General features: G+C 68.4%; 16 protein-coding genes. 7 read left to right on the top strand and 9 right to left on the bottom strand.

The genetic code is table 11. From position 1 onward, the window contains the following. Nucleotides 1-7 precede the first annotated feature (7 nt). From NM1_RS08605 to NM1_RS08585, 5 genes are all read right to left on the bottom strand, one after another. Nucleotides 8-439 (bottom strand): hypothetical protein, encoded by a 432-nt coding sequence (locus tag NM1_RS08605; protein WP_246010774.1) that lies wholly within the window; start codon nucleotides 437-439, stop codon nucleotides 8-10. Next, entirely contained in the window at nucleotides 436-1,191 is a 756-nt protein-coding gene (locus tag NM1_RS08600) for an ABC transporter ATP-binding protein (RefSeq protein WP_068016294.1), read from the bottom strand. The genes NM1_RS08605 and NM1_RS08600 overlap by 4 nt, the downstream gene beginning before the upstream one ends. 139 nt (nucleotides 1,192-1,330) lie before the next feature. Further along, nucleotides 1,331-2,044, bottom strand: a complete 714-nt coding sequence (locus NM1_RS08595) for an ABC transporter ATP-binding protein (RefSeq protein WP_068016291.1) — start codon at nucleotides 2,042-2,044, stop codon at nucleotides 1,331-1,333. Next, complete coding sequence (locus tag NM1_RS08590) at nucleotides 2,022-4,145, bottom strand: branched-chain amino acid ABC transporter permease (protein WP_068016288.1); 2,124 nt, start codon at nucleotides 4,143-4,145, stop codon at nucleotides 2,022-2,024. The genes NM1_RS08595 and NM1_RS08590 overlap by 23 nt, the downstream gene beginning before the upstream one ends. 7 nt (nucleotides 4,146-4,152) lie before the next feature. Then, a complete protein-coding gene (locus NM1_RS08585) occupies nucleotides 4,153-5,502 on the bottom strand; it encodes an ABC transporter substrate-binding protein (protein WP_068016842.1) in 1,350 nt (449 codons plus the stop codon). A 356-nt stretch (nucleotides 5,503-5,858) separates the two neighbouring features. Between NM1_RS08585 and NM1_RS08580 the strand changes: the two genes are divergently transcribed. The 5 genes from NM1_RS08580 to NM1_RS08560 all read left to right on the top strand — a co-directional run bounded on the left by NM1_RS08580 (nucleotide 5,859) and on the right by NM1_RS08560 (nucleotide 11,112). After that, complete coding sequence (locus NM1_RS08580) at nucleotides 5,859-7,127, top strand: aromatic ring-hydroxylating oxygenase subunit alpha (protein ID WP_068016285.1); 1,269 nt, start codon at nucleotides 5,859-5,861, stop codon at nucleotides 7,125-7,127. Continuing rightward, entirely contained in the window at nucleotides 7,111-7,461 is a 351-nt protein-coding gene (locus NM1_RS08575; RefSeq protein ID WP_068016282.1) for a hypothetical protein, read from the top strand. Before NM1_RS08580 ends, NM1_RS08575 begins: the two co-directional genes overlap by 17 nt. Nucleotides 7,462-7,464: 3 nt before the next feature. Then, entirely contained in the window at nucleotides 7,465-8,574 is a 1,110-nt protein-coding gene (locus NM1_RS08570) for an acyl-CoA dehydrogenase family protein (protein WP_068016280.1), read from the top strand. Between the two features lie 171 nt (nucleotides 8,575-8,745). Next, complete coding sequence (locus NM1_RS43845) at nucleotides 8,746-9,708, top strand: acyl-CoA dehydrogenase family protein (RefSeq protein ID WP_068016840.1); 963 nt, start codon at nucleotides 8,746-8,748, stop codon at nucleotides 9,706-9,708. Between the two features lie 168 nt (nucleotides 9,709-9,876). After that, nucleotides 9,877-11,112, top strand: a complete 1,236-nt coding sequence (locus NM1_RS08560) for an FAD-dependent monooxygenase (protein ID WP_068016277.1) — start codon at nucleotides 9,877-9,879, stop codon at nucleotides 11,110-11,112. Nucleotides 11,113-11,137: 25 nt separating this feature from the next. Here the strand turns inward: NM1_RS08560 and NM1_RS08555 are convergent, their stop codons facing one another. Both NM1_RS08555 and NM1_RS08550 read right to left on the bottom strand, forming a co-directional pair. Next, the gene (locus NM1_RS08555) at nucleotides 11,138-11,632 is read right to left on the bottom strand and encodes an MTB12 C-terminal domain-containing protein (protein ID WP_068016272.1); all 495 of its coding nucleotides are present in this window, start codon (nucleotides 11,630-11,632) and stop codon (nucleotides 11,138-11,140) included. Nucleotides 11,633-11,725: 93 nt separating this feature from the next. Beyond that, entirely contained in the window at nucleotides 11,726-12,508 is a 783-nt protein-coding gene (locus NM1_RS08550) for an enoyl-CoA hydratase (RefSeq protein WP_068016271.1), read from the bottom strand. Between the two features lie 185 nt (nucleotides 12,509-12,693). Here NM1_RS08550 and NM1_RS08545 point away from each other — a divergent pair, with 185 nt between their 5' ends. Together NM1_RS08545 and NM1_RS08540 are read left to right on the top strand one after the other, a co-directional pair. Beyond that, complete coding sequence (locus NM1_RS08545) at nucleotides 12,694-13,347, top strand: TetR/AcrR family transcriptional regulator (RefSeq protein ID WP_068016269.1); 654 nt, start codon at nucleotides 12,694-12,696, stop codon at nucleotides 13,345-13,347. A 43-nt stretch (nucleotides 13,348-13,390) separates the two neighbouring features. Further along, nucleotides 13,391-14,206 (top strand): acyl-CoA thioesterase, encoded by an 816-nt coding sequence (locus tag NM1_RS08540; protein WP_068016266.1) that lies wholly within the window; start codon nucleotides 13,391-13,393, stop codon nucleotides 14,204-14,206. Here NM1_RS08540 and NM1_RS40950 read toward each other — a convergent pair. Continuing rightward, nucleotides 14,139-15,038 (bottom strand): DUF3626 domain-containing protein, encoded by a 900-nt coding sequence (locus tag NM1_RS40950; protein ID WP_246010775.1) that lies wholly within the window; start codon nucleotides 15,036-15,038, stop codon nucleotides 14,139-14,141. The genes NM1_RS08540 and NM1_RS40950 overlap by 68 nt on opposite strands. Nucleotides 15,039-15,285: 247 nt before the next feature. Continuing rightward, nucleotides 15,286-15,881 (bottom strand): HNH endonuclease signature motif containing protein (locus NM1_RS08530; RefSeq protein ID WP_157123875.1); only part of this gene is annotated, 596 nt, incomplete at its 5' end.

Raw genomic sequence — 15,881 nt, 5'->3', positions numbered from 1 at the left:
GGTGCTGTCATCGGACACCCGCACCACCTCCCACCACGCGACTACCGAGCTCATCCAGATCGTGGGACTGCCGGGCCAGCCAGAACCGCAGGAAATTGGTCAGCGAATAGCGCAGGAACAGCGCCGAACCCGTCACCGCCGCGGCGACCCCGGCCAGGGCGAGGGTGATGGCGTCGCGCTGAGCCAGCGGGTCGGTCGTGCCGTGCGACATGAAGTACGCCAGCACCGCGAGCACCGGTCCCGCCACCATCAGCACGACCCCCAAGCGCAGCCACAGCGCCGAGCGCCCGGCCGCCGGATCGGGGATCTTCAACTCCTGCAATTCGCGGACGAACCGGTCCGCGCGCGTCTCACTCACGACTCCCCCGGGCTGCCGCCCGGCTCGGCCACGAGCGACGAACTCGGCTGTGTCGATTGTCTGCTCGCTGTTCTCACTCATGTCGAACTTCCTAGGTAGAGGGCCGCCAGTTCGTCGCGGATTTCGTCCGGATGCCCCTGCCGCCGGACCAGCCCGCGCACCAGCACGGCGGCGTGATCGGCGATGCCCAGCACGGCGGCCGCGAACTGTTCGACCACCAGCACCGCGACACCCTGCCTGGCGATCTCGGCCACTTCCTCGTACAGCTGCGCGACCACCAGCGGCGCGAGACCCATGGAGAGTTCGTCGAGCAGCAGCACCGCCGGATCGGTGGCCAGCCCGCGGGCCAGGGCCAGCATCTGCTGTTCGCCGCCGGACAAGGTGCCCGCGATCTGGCCCGCGCGCCGGCCGAGCACGGGGAACCGGCTGAACGCGGTCTCCTCGATCTCCGCTCGCGACCGCCCGGTGAACGTCATCATCAGCAGGTTGTCGCGCACGGTGAGATTGGGAAACACGCCGCGGCCCTCGGGAATCAGGCAGACGCCCGCCCGCGCCAGATCCCGCGGCTCGGCCCCGGTCACCTCCCGTCCACCGAGCAGCAACCGCCCGGAGGCGGCCGGATGAATGCCCGCGACCACCTTCAGCGCGGTGGTCTTCCCCGCACCGTTCGGCCCGAGTAACGCCACCACCTGCCCCGCCGCCACATCGAGGTCCACGCCGTGCAGCACCGTGATGGCGCCGTAAGCGGCGCGCACCGCCCGGAGCGCGAGCAGGGTGCGCGAGGTTGCCGCCTCTGCCGCCCTTGTGGTTTCGGTTGCGTTGCCAACGCTCATGGGTTCTCCTGCGCGCCGGGCATGGATCCCGGCCGATAGCGTGCCGGGAAATGAGCGGCGGAGCGGACACTGGAACCGGGTGCACAGCGCGCCCGGATTGCGCAGGCCGACGACGAGTTTCGCTGGAGTTTCAGCACGCTCATACGTCCCCCAGGTAGGCCGCGCGGACCACCTCGTCCTCGCGGACCACCGCGGGCGGGCCGGAGGCGATGACCTTGCCCAGGTCGAGTACGAACACCTCGTCGCAGACGCTCATCACCAGGCCCATGTCGTGTTCGACGAGCAGGACCGCGGTGCCGTCGTCGGCCAATGAGCGCAACAGCGCGCCGAAGCGCTCGGTCTCGGTGTGGTCCTGGCCCGCGGCGGGCTCGTCCAGCAGGATCAGGCCGGGGCGCGCCGCGACGGCCCGGCCCACCTCCACCAGGCGCGCGGTGCCGGTCGGCAGATCGTCGGCGGAGGTGTCGGCAACCTCGTGCAGACCGAGCCGATCGATGATCTCCGTGACGATCCCGGCGGCCTGCCGTCGATGCCTGCCGAGTTCGGCCGCCACCAGCAGGTTGTCCCGAACGGTCAAGCGCCCGAACAGTTCCAGCCGCTGGAAGGTGCGGGCCACGCCGTGCCGGGCCCGCCGCGACGGCCCGAGCCGGGTGACGTCGGCGCCACCGATCGACACCCGCCCGCGGGTCGGCTTGCGCAGCCCGCAGATCACGTCGAACAGCGTGCTCTTGCCCGCGCCGTTGGGGCCGATCAGCCCGGTCACCGCGCCGCGTTCGGCCCGCAGCCCGGCGCCGTCGAGCGCGCGATTCCCGCCGAACACGACGGTGACATCATCAACTTCCAGTAGCGACGGCACGATCGAGCACCTCCTCGTCCTTCGCCTCCCACGGTCGTTCGATGCCCCACCACTCCACGGGCACCTCCGCCGGTCCGGGTTCCGGCCGGGTCCGGGCACCGTGCCAGACCCGCGCCGCGATCGCGGCCACCACCGCGCCGCCGGTGAACATCCAGCCGTCGATCACATCCAGCACGCGAATCCCCCACAGCGCCAGCAGAATCAGCACGAGCACCGGGGCGACGATCCGGTCGCGGAGCATCGGGAACCAGTCCTTGCGCATCGGCCCGATCGCCCCCTCCCGCAGGACGCCGCCGCCGAAGGCGATACCGCCCAGCGACGGAATCACCTGGGCCAGGTTCTGCAGTCCGGGCCACAGCACCGGGATCACGTTCAGCGGTCCGGCGAACACCAGCCCGGTGAACAGGCCCGCGCCGACCACACCGAGCCCGGCGATGGTGACGATCAGGAAGATCGGCAGCCCGGCCACCAGATTGAACTGGTCGGGAGCGACCGCACGCAGTTGCATTCCGTACAGCGCACCGCCGAGCCCGGCGATGGCCGCCGACAACGTGAAGACCAGCACCCGCGCCGCCAGCAGGCTGCCGCCGAGGGTGGCGTAGGCGGCCTCGCTGTCGCGCAGGGCGATCAGCCGACGCCCGAACCGGCTGCGCCGCAACGCCGCAACGGCCAGACCGGCGACCGCGAGACAGACCGCGGCGAAGACGGTCACCTCGGCGGTGCTGTCCAGGTCCAGCCCGAACAGGTGCGGGCCGACCAGCGAGACCGACCCCTGATCGAACAGCGAGATCCGCACGCCCAGCAGCTCGAACGAGGGCAGCGTGAAGATCCAGCGATCCAGGATCACGGCGAAAGCCGCTGTCGCCAGGGCCATGTACACCCCCGACAGCCGCAGCGCCGGAATCGCCACCACCGCGCCGACGACCCCGGCGATCCCCATCGCCGCGAGCAGCGCCCACCACTGGCCGTCCGGCCCGAGATGCGCGTAGGCCACCGCTCCCACACCGGCAAGGCTCAGCTGGCACAGCGAGATCTGCCCGGCGAATCCCAGCAGCGGCACATACGACAGCGCGATCACGCCCCAGGCGAACATCGCGCCGTAGGTGATCAGATCGGGCTCGCTGAGCATGGTCGCCAGCATCAGCCCGAACACCACGATCACCACGGCGAACGCGGACGAGCCGGTGATCGTCGGCAGCGGAACAGGTTTGAGCTTGCGGTCGCGGCCGCGCAGCCGACCGTGCGGAAAGACCAGCAGCGCCACGAACAGCAGCAGCGCGGGCGCCGCCAGGCGCAGGCCGGGCAGATACGCGTTGTGCGGCAGGTATCCGGTGAGGTAGCTCTCCAGCAGGCCGACCGCCACGGCGCCCGCGAAGGTCATCGGCAGATTGCGCAACCGGCCGAAGATGGCCGCGGTGTAGGCGCTGACGATCAGCAACGACAGCTGCGCGGCGTCCAGCGCCACGGTCGGCGCGATCAGGATGCCGCCGATCGCGGCGAGCTCGATGCCCAGGATCCACGCGATCCGGTTCGCCCGCCGCGGGTCCGCGCCGGTGAGCCCGACCAGTGCGCGGTCGTCCACGGTCGCCCGCATCTCGGCACCGGTTCTGGTGCGGTACAGCAGGATTCGCAACGCCACGGCGACCGCGACCGCAACCCCCATGGTGAGCGCCTGATGCCAGGTGAGGGTGACCGCGCCGAGATCGATCGAGGACCTGTCGGCGAAGAACCGCGGCAGCGATCGGGATTTGTTGGGATCCCAGATCCATCGCGCCACCACGATCAGCCCGCTGAGCAGGGCGACGGTCATCACCAGCTTCTCGGCGTCGCCCAGCCCCTGCGTCGGCGCCAGCGCCTTGCCGAACAGCAGGCCGAACAGCGGCGCGAACACCAGCAGCACCGCGGCGAGCGCCACCGGCACCGGCCAGCCCCAGCCGATGGTCAACTGCCAGTACACGAATGCCGAGACCATGCCCGCGGCACCGTGCGCGAAGTTGAACACGCCGGTCGTGGTGTAGGTGAGGACGAGTCCGCTGCCGATGACGGCATAGATCGCCGCGGTGCTGAGGCCGACGATCCCGAACGCGAGGAACTGCTCCATCAGTCCGTCACTTCAGGTCGGTCATGGACTTGCCGACATCGGCGAGGGTGGTGGGCTTGCCGAAGTCTCGGGTGTACTTGTAAGCGGTGAAGCCGCAACGGAATTCGCCGTTGTTCGGTGCGAATTCGGCGGTCTTCCAGCCGTCGGGGGTGCCCTTCTGCACGTTGAAGCAGCGAGTCTGCTCCGACAGCGGCTTGGACAGATCCATCGGCGCCTGCAGCCCGCCGCCGGTCCACGCCGTCTCCTTGCTCGCGGTGGTATAGACACACGAGCGGGTGAGAGTGTCGCCGCAGCCGCTCGCCGACTTGGCGAACAGCAGCCAGGACTGGAAGGCGCGCAGCACCTGGAAGGTGATGTCGGCGTCCGGGGCGTACTGCTCGAACAGGTCCTTCAGCTGTTGCACCGCAGGCACTTTCGCGGCCGCGTCGAGCGGGGCGGTGCCGCTCATGTCGAGCACGTTGTTCTGCGCACCCAGCGAACTCTTCGCGGCGTCGAGGAACATGTTGTTGTAGGAGTTGGCGTTCGCGTCGATCCAGTCCAGTTTGTAGTTCATGCTCGTGAGCACGTCCTCCAGCTTGGCCAGGTAGCGGAAGTCACCGAAGAATATGAGGCCCTTGACATTCGCGGCCTTGATCGCCTGCGCGTAGGGAGTCCAGTCCGCGACGCCCGCGATCGGGTACAGCTCGTTGTAGACGATCTTCGCGCCCGCGGCCGTGAGGGATTCGCCCATCTTGTCGCCCATGACCTTGGTGATGGGCGAGTCGCCGTTGATCATCCCGACCGCGGCGGCCGACTCCGGATAGGCCTCCTTCAGCAGCCAGTCCTGGAAACCGGTGTACGGGTTGACCGATTCCGAGGCCGAGGACCCGGCGGCCAGCTGCAGGTCCGACCCGGTGTTCGCGGTCTGGGTGACCTGCGCGGGGAACTCCGGCAGCAGGCACGACAGCCGGTCCTTGACGCCCAGGCCGTCCAGCGCCGCGCTGCCGCCGACGAGGAAGAAGTCCTCCCGGCAGGCGTCGAGCATGCGCTGGCGCACCTCCATGAGCTTGGTGTCGCGCAGATTGGTCGTCAGCTTGCGGCCGTTGATCCCGCCCGCGGCGTTGCACCAGGAGGTGAACACCTTCGCGGCGTCGACGAAGTCCGGATTCTTGGTGAAACCGATGTCGGAGAACATGCCGATCTCGATCTCGGAGGCTGTAACCCCCTGCGCGGAGGCGCTTTTCGCGTCCCCGGGCCCGCAGACCTTCGTCAGGGTGCCGAAATCGCCCGATGCGGCGGCGGGGCCCGCGCCCTCCTCGGTCCCGCGGGTGCCGCCCTCGCGACCGCACCCACCGGCTACCAGGAGCGCGAGCGCCATCAGGGCAACGATTGTGCGCTGCGGTTTCACCGTAGTTCCTCCTCTGTGGGCCGAGCGGCCGGTACCGAACGTGGCCGTCACATCGCGCCCGCTATGGAAACTATCTTCTCAGAATTGGATAATCAATGGATGGATTTGGGAGAGCAAGGATCTACACGTGGTCACCGGAGGGACTCGGCACGCGGCCCGCGGCGCCCACCGGGGCGGACGGTGACCGTAGGCGTTGACACCGTCTCGGTCCCATGGAAATCTGATAGTTGAAATATGAGAATCTGATTCTCATAGGTGGGGCGGGCCGGCACAGCCCCGGTGCCCGTCACCGTCGGCGCGGCCGCCGGACTACGAAAGGTAATCCCTTGGCACACTTCACCAAACCAGCGGCGGGGAGCTGGACGCAGAACTATCCCGAGCTGGGCACCGAGCCGGTCGACTACACCGACTCGATCGATCCCGCGTTCTACGAGGACGAACGGCAGGCGATCTTCCGCAAGAACTGGCTCAATGTCGGCCGAGTGAACCGGCTGCCCAAGGTCGGCAACTACTTCACCAAGGAACTGGCCTGCATCGGCACCTCGCTGATCATCGTCAAGGACACCAAGGGCGTGGTGCGGGCGTTCCACAACATCTGCCGCCACCGCGGCAACAAGCTGGTGTGGGACGACTACCCCGGCGAGGAGACCGCCGGCACCTGCCGCCAGTTCACCTGCAAGTACCACGCCTGGCGCTACAGCCTCGAGGGCGAGCTGACCTTCGTGCAGCAAGAGAAGGAGTTCTTCGACCTCGACAACAGCAAGTTCGGGCTCAAGCCCGTGCGCTGCGAGGTGTGGGAGGGCTTCATCTTCGTCAACCTCGACGACAACGCGAAGCCGCTCACCGAGTACCTGGGCCCGTTCGCCAAGGGACTGGAGGGCTACCCGTTCGACAAGATGACCGAGGTGTTCAGCTACCGCGCCGAGATCGGCAGCAACTGGAAGCTGTTCATCGACGCCTTCGCCGAGTTCTACCACGCGCCGATCCTGCATATGAAGCAGGCGGTCAAGGACGAGGCCGACAAGCTGGCCAACGTCGGCTACGAGGCGCTGCACTACGAGATCGCGGCGCCGCACTCGATGGTGTCGTCGTGGGGCGGCATGGCGCCGCCCAAGGATCCGAGCATGGTCAAGCCGATCGAGCGGGTGCTGCGCAGCGGCCTGTTCGGCCCGTGGGACCGGCCCGATATCGAGGGCCTCGATCCGCTGCCGGAGGGCATCAACCCGGCCAAGCACCGGGCCTGGGGCGTCGACGAATTCGAGTTCTTCCCGAACTTCTCGCTGCTGTTCTGGGCGCCGGGCTGGTTCCTCACCTATCACTACTGGCCGACCGCCGTGGACCGGCACATCTTCGAGGCCAGCCTGTATTTCGTGCCCGCCACGAACGCGCGCGAGCGGCTGGCGCAGGAGCTCGCCGCGGTCACGTTCAAGGAATACGCGCTGCAGGACGCGAACACCCTGGAGGCGACCCAGACCATGATCGCCACCCGCGAGATCACCGAGTTCCCGCTCAACGACCAGGAGATCCTGCTCCGCCACCTGCACAAGACGGCTCAGCGCATCGTGAAGGAGTACCGCAATGGCAGCGCAAAGTAACGGAACCGGGCCCCGGCTACCGGCCGAATTCGCTGACTGGCAACGGTTTTCGGACTGGATCCTGCCGACCGAGCCGGAGCGCTACCGCAAGCGGCTCGCCTCGTCCATGGAGCAGATGCAGGACCTCTACGACACGGTGTTCCCGCGTCTGGAGGCGGCGATGGAGTACTGCGACAAGTACGACCTGTACGACCTGCCCGACGAGGTGCGCAACCTGTTCCACCTGCTGCAGTCGCTGGTGATGGTGTCGTTCCCGGTCGAGGTGTGGAAGCAGCCGCGCGTCCCGGATTCCGGTGCGGCCTACCTCGATATCGTCCGCGAGCCGGTGGTCTGACCGGTGCCGGGCACGTCCGCCGGCGCGGAGATCGCCGGGTTCCGGTCGGGTCTGCGCGCGTGGCTGGACGACAACGACCTCACGCCGGGGCCGGACCAGTCCCTCGATGCGCAGGTCGAGCAGTTGCTGCGGGTGCGGCGCGCGCTCTACGACGCGGACTGGATGCGCTATGGCTGGCCCGCGGAGGTGACCGGGCTGGGTGGTCCCGCCGCCCTGCGCGCGGTACTCGGCGAAGAAGTCGCCTCGCGCGATCTGGCAGAGCCAGGAATCTATTCCATGATCGAGGTGCTCGCGCCGACGATGATCGGATACGCGCGTCCCGGGCTGGCCGCCGAGACCGTGCCGCTGCTGCTGTCCGGCCGGGAGCAGTGGTGTCAGGGGTTCTCCGAGCCCGAGTCGGGCAGCGACCTCGCCTCGCTGCGCACCAAGGCCACCCCGCGCGGCGGCGACTGGGTGATCAGCGGGCAGAAGGTGTGGACGAGCCTGGCGCAGTACGCATCTCGGTGCGTCCTGCTCACCCGCACCGGCCCCGGCCACGACGGCATCACCGCCTTCTTCGTCGATATGGACTCCCCCGGCATCACCGTGCGGCCGCTGCGGACCATGCACGGCGTGGACGAGTTCGCCGAGGTGTTCTTCGATGATGTGGTGGTGCCCGGGGACCGCATGCTCGGCGATCCCGGCGACGGCTGGCGGGTGGCGATGGACCTGCTGCCCTACGAGCGCTCCACCTGCTTCTGGCACCGGATCGCCTACCTGTTCACGCGTTTGGACGAGATCGCGGGGCGGGCCTGCCCCGGCGACGACGCCGAACTGGGCGCCGCCTATCTGGCGCTGCACACGGTGCGCTGCCGGTCCGCCGCCACCCAGCGCCGCCTCGCCGACGGCGCCCGGCTCGGCGCGGAGACCTCCGTCGACAAGGTGCTGCTCGCGACGGCCGAACAGCGGCTGTTCGACACCGCGCGCGACTTGCTGCCCGGCGCAATCGAATTCACCGATCCGCGCTGGCGCACAGAGTACCTCTATTCCCGCGCCGCCACGATCTACGGCGGCACGGCGGAGATCCAGCGCAACATCATCGCTCGCCGACTGCTCGATCTGGGGAAGGAGTAGTAGTGGCGGATATCGTGCGGGAGCGGGCCGATGCCGCCGGGGACGGCGTTGCCGCGCCGACGGCGGACCCGCGCGCCACGACACGACGTGCGACGGCGCCGATCCGGCCCGGACACGCATTGAACAGGGCACCTGCGGATTTCGTAACATCGGTGCCCGCGAGGAGTGGTCATGGCCGAGCTTGATACCCACGAGTGGGAGTTGCTCACGGCGACGCTGCGCAAGACCATGGCCGCGGCCGATCGGCGCGACGTGGATGCCGCGCTGGCGGAACTCGGGTGGCCGGAGCTGCTGGCGGAGGCTCCCACTGTCGCGGCCTCCACGGTCTGTCGGCTGCTCGGCGAAACAGGCTCGCACGCTTCGGTTCTCGACGACATCGTCGGGCACGCCGCGCAGTCGGCGGATGCCGGGCCGATTCCGTTGCCGTTCGCCGGGGGCATGTGGGTGGTTTGGGACCGCGAGAGTGAGCCCGGGCGTTCGCTGGACGAAGAGCTACCGCTGCGGACCGTCGCGACCGGGGCCGAGTTGCCGAGCGCGGCACTCGCCGCGGGACGGCACGCACTCGGCTGGTGGCTGCTGGGCACCGGGCACGCCATGCTCACGCTCGCACGGCGACACGTGGTGGAGCGCAAGCAGTTCGGCCGCCCGCTCGCCTCGTTCCAGGCGGTCCGCCACCGCCTCGCCGAAACCCTGGTCGCCCTCGAGGGCGCGGAGGCTGTGTTGAATATGGCCAGGGACGACCTCGGTGCGATGTTAGGTACGGCCGACGACAACCGCAGCGCAACACCGGGTACAGCCGGCGACGACCGCGGCACTGCGGCCGGTACGGCCGACAACCTCGGCACGATCCTGGGCACAGCCGACAGCGATCTCGGCGCACTGCCTGACCATTCTCGCAACGCTCTCGGCGCGATGCTGGGCAAGGCCGCCGCGGGGCAGGCGGCCCTCACCGCCGCCAGGCACTGCCAGCAGGTTCTCGGCGGCATCGGCTTCACCTCCGAACACGACCTGCACCGGCACGTCCGCCGCACGCTGGTGCTGGACGGATTATTTGGCAGCACAAGGGAATTGAGCAGGGAGGCAGGGGCCTACATTCGCGCGGCGGGCGCCGCTCCGCGGCTGGCACAGCTCTGAGCCCGCGCCGACGCTCCGGCCGGAAAGCAGTCTCGCCCTGCAGATCGGCCGCCCGGTACCGTTCACACCGATGTCGGGAACATTTTTTCAAGACGCAGCCGCACCGGCGCTGTGATACTTCACGCCATGAAGGTCTCCGATTCCCACGCTGCCTAGGCAGGCACGCTCATGCAGATCCTCGTCTCCGGCGCCAGCATCGCCGGTCCTGTGCTCGCGTACTGGCTCACCAGGCACGGATATTCCGTCACCGTCGTCGAGCGCGCACCCGCTCTGCGCAAGACCGGAGGGCACGCGGTCGACCTGTTCCGGCCCGCCGTGGACATCTCCGAGCAGATGGGGGTGCTCCCGCGCATCGAGAAGCGCGCTACCGGCACGGACAGGCTGGCGCTCCACCGTGAGGGCGCCCGGCGTCCCGTCCGGTCGGACCTCTCCAAGATATTCGGAGCCACCTCCGACCGGCATGTGGAGGTCATGCGCGACGATCTCAGCGAGATCTACTACGACGCAACGCAGGACGACGTCGAATACATCTTCGGCGATGCGATAACCGCGATCACACCCGACTGTGAGGTGCGGTTCGACAGCGCCGCGCCGCGCCGCTTCGACCTCGTGGTAGGCGCGGACGGGTTGCACTCCGGGGTGCGTCGCCTGGCGTTCGGCGACGAGTCCCGCTTCAGCGCGGGCACCGGGGCCTATCTCGGAGTGACCAGCCTGCCCAAGGACTTCGGCCGCGACGGAGAGTTACTCATCCACGTCGGCGTCGGCCGCACCGCGGGCATCTACAGCGCACGCCACCTCGACGACGCGCGGGCACTGTTCCTGTTCCGCGGCGATCGCGAACTCGACTGTCGTCACGATGCCGTACCGCAGCAGAAAGCCCTGCTGCGCAACGCATTCGGCGGCATGCACAGCGACGTGGACCGCTGGCTGGTGGAGCTCGACCGCAGCCCGGCGTTCTATTTCGACTCGATCACCCAGCTGCGGATGGACACCTGGTCGCGCGGGCGGGTGACACTCGTCGGCGACGCGGGCTACTGTCCCGGTCCGGCGGTCGGCGGCAGCACCACCCTGGCCGTCGTCGGCGCGTACGTCCTCGCCGGCGAGCTGGCCCGAGCCGGCGGCGACCACGAGCGCGCCTTCCCCGCCTACGAGCGCGCGATGGCCGGGCACGTGCGCGGCAGTCATGCCGTGGCGCTGAGCGCGGCGAACACCCTGATTCCCAGGTCCCGCCTCGGCGTATCGGGCCTGGTCCAGGGCGCCCGACTGATATCCGCCCTACCCGCCGGGCCCGCCCGCGCCCTGCTCCGCCTCACCACCAAGAGCGCCCGCCACTACAACTCCATGACCGTCGACGACTATGGGCGGCCGCCGTCGCAAGGGCAGATGTCGTCGGCCGTCGAATGACACTGCGGCACACCGCCGTTCCAGCTCAGCAGGCGGGTGAGTTGCCGCCCTGGATGGCGAGCAGGGCGCAGAAGGTGGAGGTGGCGACCTTCCACTGGCCGCTCTCTTTCACGGCCTGGCCGGTCTGGTCGGGCAGCATCGGGGTGCCGCCGACCAGCAGCGTGTAGGTGACGTCGGCGTGGTCGGGATCCCCGAGCTTCACCCCGGCGACGGTCACCGAGGTCCCCTGGGCCTGCGGATTGGCCGCCTGCGCCTCCAGGATCGGCAGGAACACGTCGCCCTTCTGCACCGTCGCGGCCTTCTGCTGCGGCGGGGTGGAACCGCTGAAGAAGGCCGTGTACACGTCGGTGACGGCCTTGGTCGTGGCGGCATCCGCCTGCCCGGCCGCGGCACTGGTGGCGGCGGATGGTGTTGCGGTGGTGGACGATTCGTCGTCGGAGCCGCAGCCGGTCAGCGCCGCCGCGGCGACCAGCAGCGCTCCGCAGCACACCGCGGACCGGCGAATGATGAGATCGCGCATAGAGTTTCCTCGCTTCGAAAGAGAACGGCTGAGCCGGGGTGCCCGGTTCGCCGGTGCTGCCGGATGCGGCAGGCGATGGCGGCGACGGGGCCGCTAGGTCTTCGACTTCATCTCGTCCAGCGCCGCCAGGATCGGGTAGCCCGTCACGCTCAGCGCATTGCCGTGGCCGGTCTGGTGGATGTCGAACACCGACTGGATCGCGGCATAGAAGCCCTGCACGTCCAGCGTCTGGTTGACCGCGCGCTTGGCCTGCCGCAGCCCGAACGGCGGCATCGACGCGATGCGAGCCGCCAGCGCCGCGGTCCGCGCGTCGAGTTCCGCGCGCGGGACCACCTCGTTCACCATGCCGACCTGGCGAGCCTCCTCGGCCGTCACCGACCGCCCGGTGAACAGGATCTCCTTCGCCTTGCGCGGGCCGAGTTCCCAGGTGTGGCCGTGGTATTCGACCCCGCCGATACCCATCAGCACCACCGGATCGGAGAACTGCGCATCGTCGGCGGCCACGATGAGATCGCACGGCCAGCACAGCAGCAAGCCGCCCGCGATGCACTTGCCCTGCACCGCCGCGATGGACGGCTTCGGGACGTTGCGCCAGCGCAGCGAGTACTCGAGATAGCGGCGCGCCTCGTTCTCGTAGATGAGTTCCAGGGTGATCTTGCTCAGCTCCGCACCGCGGCCGTCCCGTAGATCGTGCCCGGCCGAGAAGTGCTTGCCCTCCGCACGCAGCACGATGACCGACACGCCCGGATCGTCCGCGGCGCGGGTCCAGGCGGCATCGAGCTCGTCCAGCAGGTCCCGGTTCTGCGCATTGGCCGCCTCGGGCCGGTCGAGCGTGATGGTCGCGATCCGGTCGGCGACCTCGTAGCGGATGTACACGTCGAACTCCTCAACTCCGGGAAGACCGAACCGGTCCGGATGCGCACCGGCTCCGGCGTGAGCGTGGGATGAGAATAGCATTCTCTTCAGGAGAGATGGAAATGTGTTGGTCCGGATCATGTAACTACCATTCTCCGGTACAGTGCATTCATGTTCTCTCCATATGACCGAGGACCGAGGCGCCGGTGACCACGCCCAGCGAGAAGCCCGCCTGGAAGCAGCGCGCCGTCGAACGTTCGCTGCGTACCGCGAAGCTGCGCGCCGAACAGCGCGTCCAGCGGTTCCTGGACGCCGCCCAGGCGATCATCACCGAGAAGGGCACCACGGACTTCACCGTGCAGGAGGTCGTGGACCGCTCCCGGCAGTCGCTGCGCAGCTTCTACATGCAGTTCGACGGCAAGCACGAGTTGCTGCTCGCACTGTTCGAGGACGCCCTGAGCCGCACCGCGGACCAGTTGCGCGCCACGGCCGACGGGCAGACCGAACCCCTCGACAAGCTGCGGGTGGCCGTCGAGTTGCTGTTCGAGCTGTGCCGCCCGGATCCCGCGGCCCGGCGCCCGCTGTTCACCGATTTCGCGCCGCAGCTGCTGATCTCCCACCCGGGTCACGTCAAGGTCGCGCACGTGCCGATGTTGTCGCTGTTCACCGAGCTGATGGACATGGCCAAGGCGGCCGAGCAGCTGCGTCCGGAGATCAACTCGCGCCGGACGGCCGCCATGCTGATGCAGACCGTCATGTTCATCGCGCAGTCCGCCGGGGCCTCGGCCGAGGAGTCCCAGCACCCGATCACGGCGGCCGAGACCTGGGACTTCTGCGCGCACGGGTTCGCGACCAGGTGAGAATTACATTCTTGTCCATGAGAACTGCTATTACACTCGGGTCATGTCCGAACTGTGGAGTGACCTCGTCTCGTGCCTCGACCTGTCCCCGTCGCCCTCATCCGGCGAACCCGAAACCCTGTTCGAGGGCCGGAATCTGCACCTGACCTACCGCCGGGTCTTCGGCGGCCAGCTGCTCGGCCAGTTCGTGCGCGCGGCGGGCGCGGCGGTGCCCGACAAGGCGATCAAATCCCTGCATGTGATCTTCGTGCGCGAGGGCCGGACCGACGAGCCGATCCGGTACCGGGTGCACCGCCATCACGCGGGGCGGTCGTTCGCCACGGTGTCGGTCGTGGCGGAACAGTCCGGCGGTGTCGTCGCGACCGCGTCGGTCTCACTGCACGCCGGGGAGCAGGGGCCGGACCGGCAGACCGTCGAGCCCGTACCGGCGCTGCTGTCGGCCGAGCACAAGGTGCAGTGGGATCTGCTGCCCTGGGAGACCCGCACCACCGTGGATCTGGACGATCTCGGTTCCGCGCCACCGGAATTCGAGTTCTGGATGCGGACACCGGACGTCGCACCCGAACTCGCACCCGCGCTGGTCGCCTACGCCACGGATCTGACTCTGATCGGCACGGCGCTGCTGCCCCTGGAGGGATATGCCCACGGCGGCAACGGCACCGCATTCGTCTCAGCGGTCACCTCGCACACCCTCTGGTTCCACCGCCCCACCCGCACCGACGACTGGCTGCTACTGCGCCAGCACAGCCCCTTGCTCGCCCATTCCCGCGCCTACGGCCGCGGCGACATCCTCACGGAGGAGGGCGCTCTGGTCGCGTCGTACGCACAGGAAGCCATGGTCCGCATCCCCGAGCAATGAGGGGTTCACGCCGTGCTGCCTCCCGGGCCTGAGATCCGTTGGCATCGGCGAAATCTGACGCCGTCGGCGAGCGAGGATGACCGAATCTCGCCAAGTAGTGCCAGACCTTCTTGAGGTCCTGCGGATCGTAGCGGCCTGTCCGCGCAGCGTCACCGACGATTCTGGGATCGAGCCACCCGTCGACCGCGATCTCGACTCCCAGATCGACGTACTGTTGCCCACGGAAGTCGGGATGATGGCACAGCTGACCCACGCTGAGCCGGAATCCGGGATGCCATTCGAGGGGACACGGGAGTTGGTGTGCCGCATCCTGAACAGCCGTGTCGCGATAGCTGGGATCCAGAACGAGGGCCTCGACGTCACGATCGAGCCGGACCGGGCCATGGATCTGCGCCTCGATATGACCATCAAGGACATCGAGGTCGTCAGCCTCTGCCAACTCGATCAGCGAGAAGGCCGCCGCGACACCGAAGTTGGAGGGTTCGGTGGAACTATCCGGGTAGCAGAAGGTCGCTCGGGTGAGAGTGCCGGCGGCGAGTCGGAAGTAGGACGAGCCGAAACGCGGCGCTCCGCCGGCGGGATTGCTGCGGAAGTTCAGTGAGCCGTAGACGGGTCGCTCGGCGGCAGCGACATGATCGTAGGCGCCCGCGAAGATACGGCTCTCCCAGCGCCACCGCTCCCCGCCGGAGTGAGCGGTCAGGCCGCCATTGCTGGTCCCTGTCACGAACTGCGATCGGTAGACACCGTCTTCGATCATCCTGAGCAGGATCGGCCGGTCTCCCACCATGCGGTCGGGGTGGAAGTTCATCGTCAGCCGCAGTCGAGGGTCCAACGGATCTCCCGAGGACAGTGCCGCAACATGACGCAAAGCCCGCTCCTGCGGCGACCCGGCTGTCCCACTCCCCACACGGAAAGTGTGCACGAACACCGCCCGACACCCAACCCCCGGCCGTAGAGGCAACCGCGGCGTTCTCGGTATCCCCGCCCACAACCGAAACCCACTGCATTGCCGCTTACAAAGTTGTTCGGGCCGGCCGGGTCGCGCACAGCAGCGCCCCACACAACTGCAGCGTCTCGCATCAGGCGGCAGTGCGTTTTCGCTGTGCCTGTTCGTGCTGCCACCGCCGATGGTCCTCACGAGCACACTCGTCGCGTACGTGGATGCGGGACAGGATTTCGGCGAACAGTTCACCGGCGTGGTGGCGGTGGTTGATCTCCGGGGTCTGGTCGGGGTCGATGTGCGGGGGCGCGATCCACGCCGTGCGTCCCGCATACGGTGAATTCGGGCCTTCCACAATCGTTTTCCAGCCACCCGGGCCGTCGTGGATCAACGCATGGCAGCCATCGCAGGCCAGCGTGAGATTCTCGAGATCGGTCGCCCCGCCCTTGCGGTAATCCAGCACATGATGCACCGCGCACACGCTCGCCGGCGCATCACAACCGGGACGCGAACACCCCCGCAGGGCCGCGATCAACGCCAGCCGCTGCGCCCGAGACGCCAGCCGTTTCATCCGCCCCAAATGCACCGGCAGCCCGGCACGGTCGAACACCGCCAGAAACGGCAGCGACCGCTCCGCCAACGCCAGCGCCTCCGCGACAGGAACGACGCCACCGGTCGCCGTCGTCGCCACACCCGACATACGTTCCAGGTCCTCGACCTTCACCGTCACGACCG

The sequence above is a fragment of the Nocardia mexicana NBRC 108244 genome (genome assembly GCF_001613165.1).
In the GTDB taxonomy this organism is placed as follows: Bacteria; Actinomycetota; Actinomycetes; order Mycobacteriales; family Mycobacteriaceae; genus Nocardia; species Nocardia mexicana.
The sequence above is the reverse complement of the archived record's forward strand: the minus strand, read 5'-3'. Positions and strand labels throughout refer to the sequence as shown.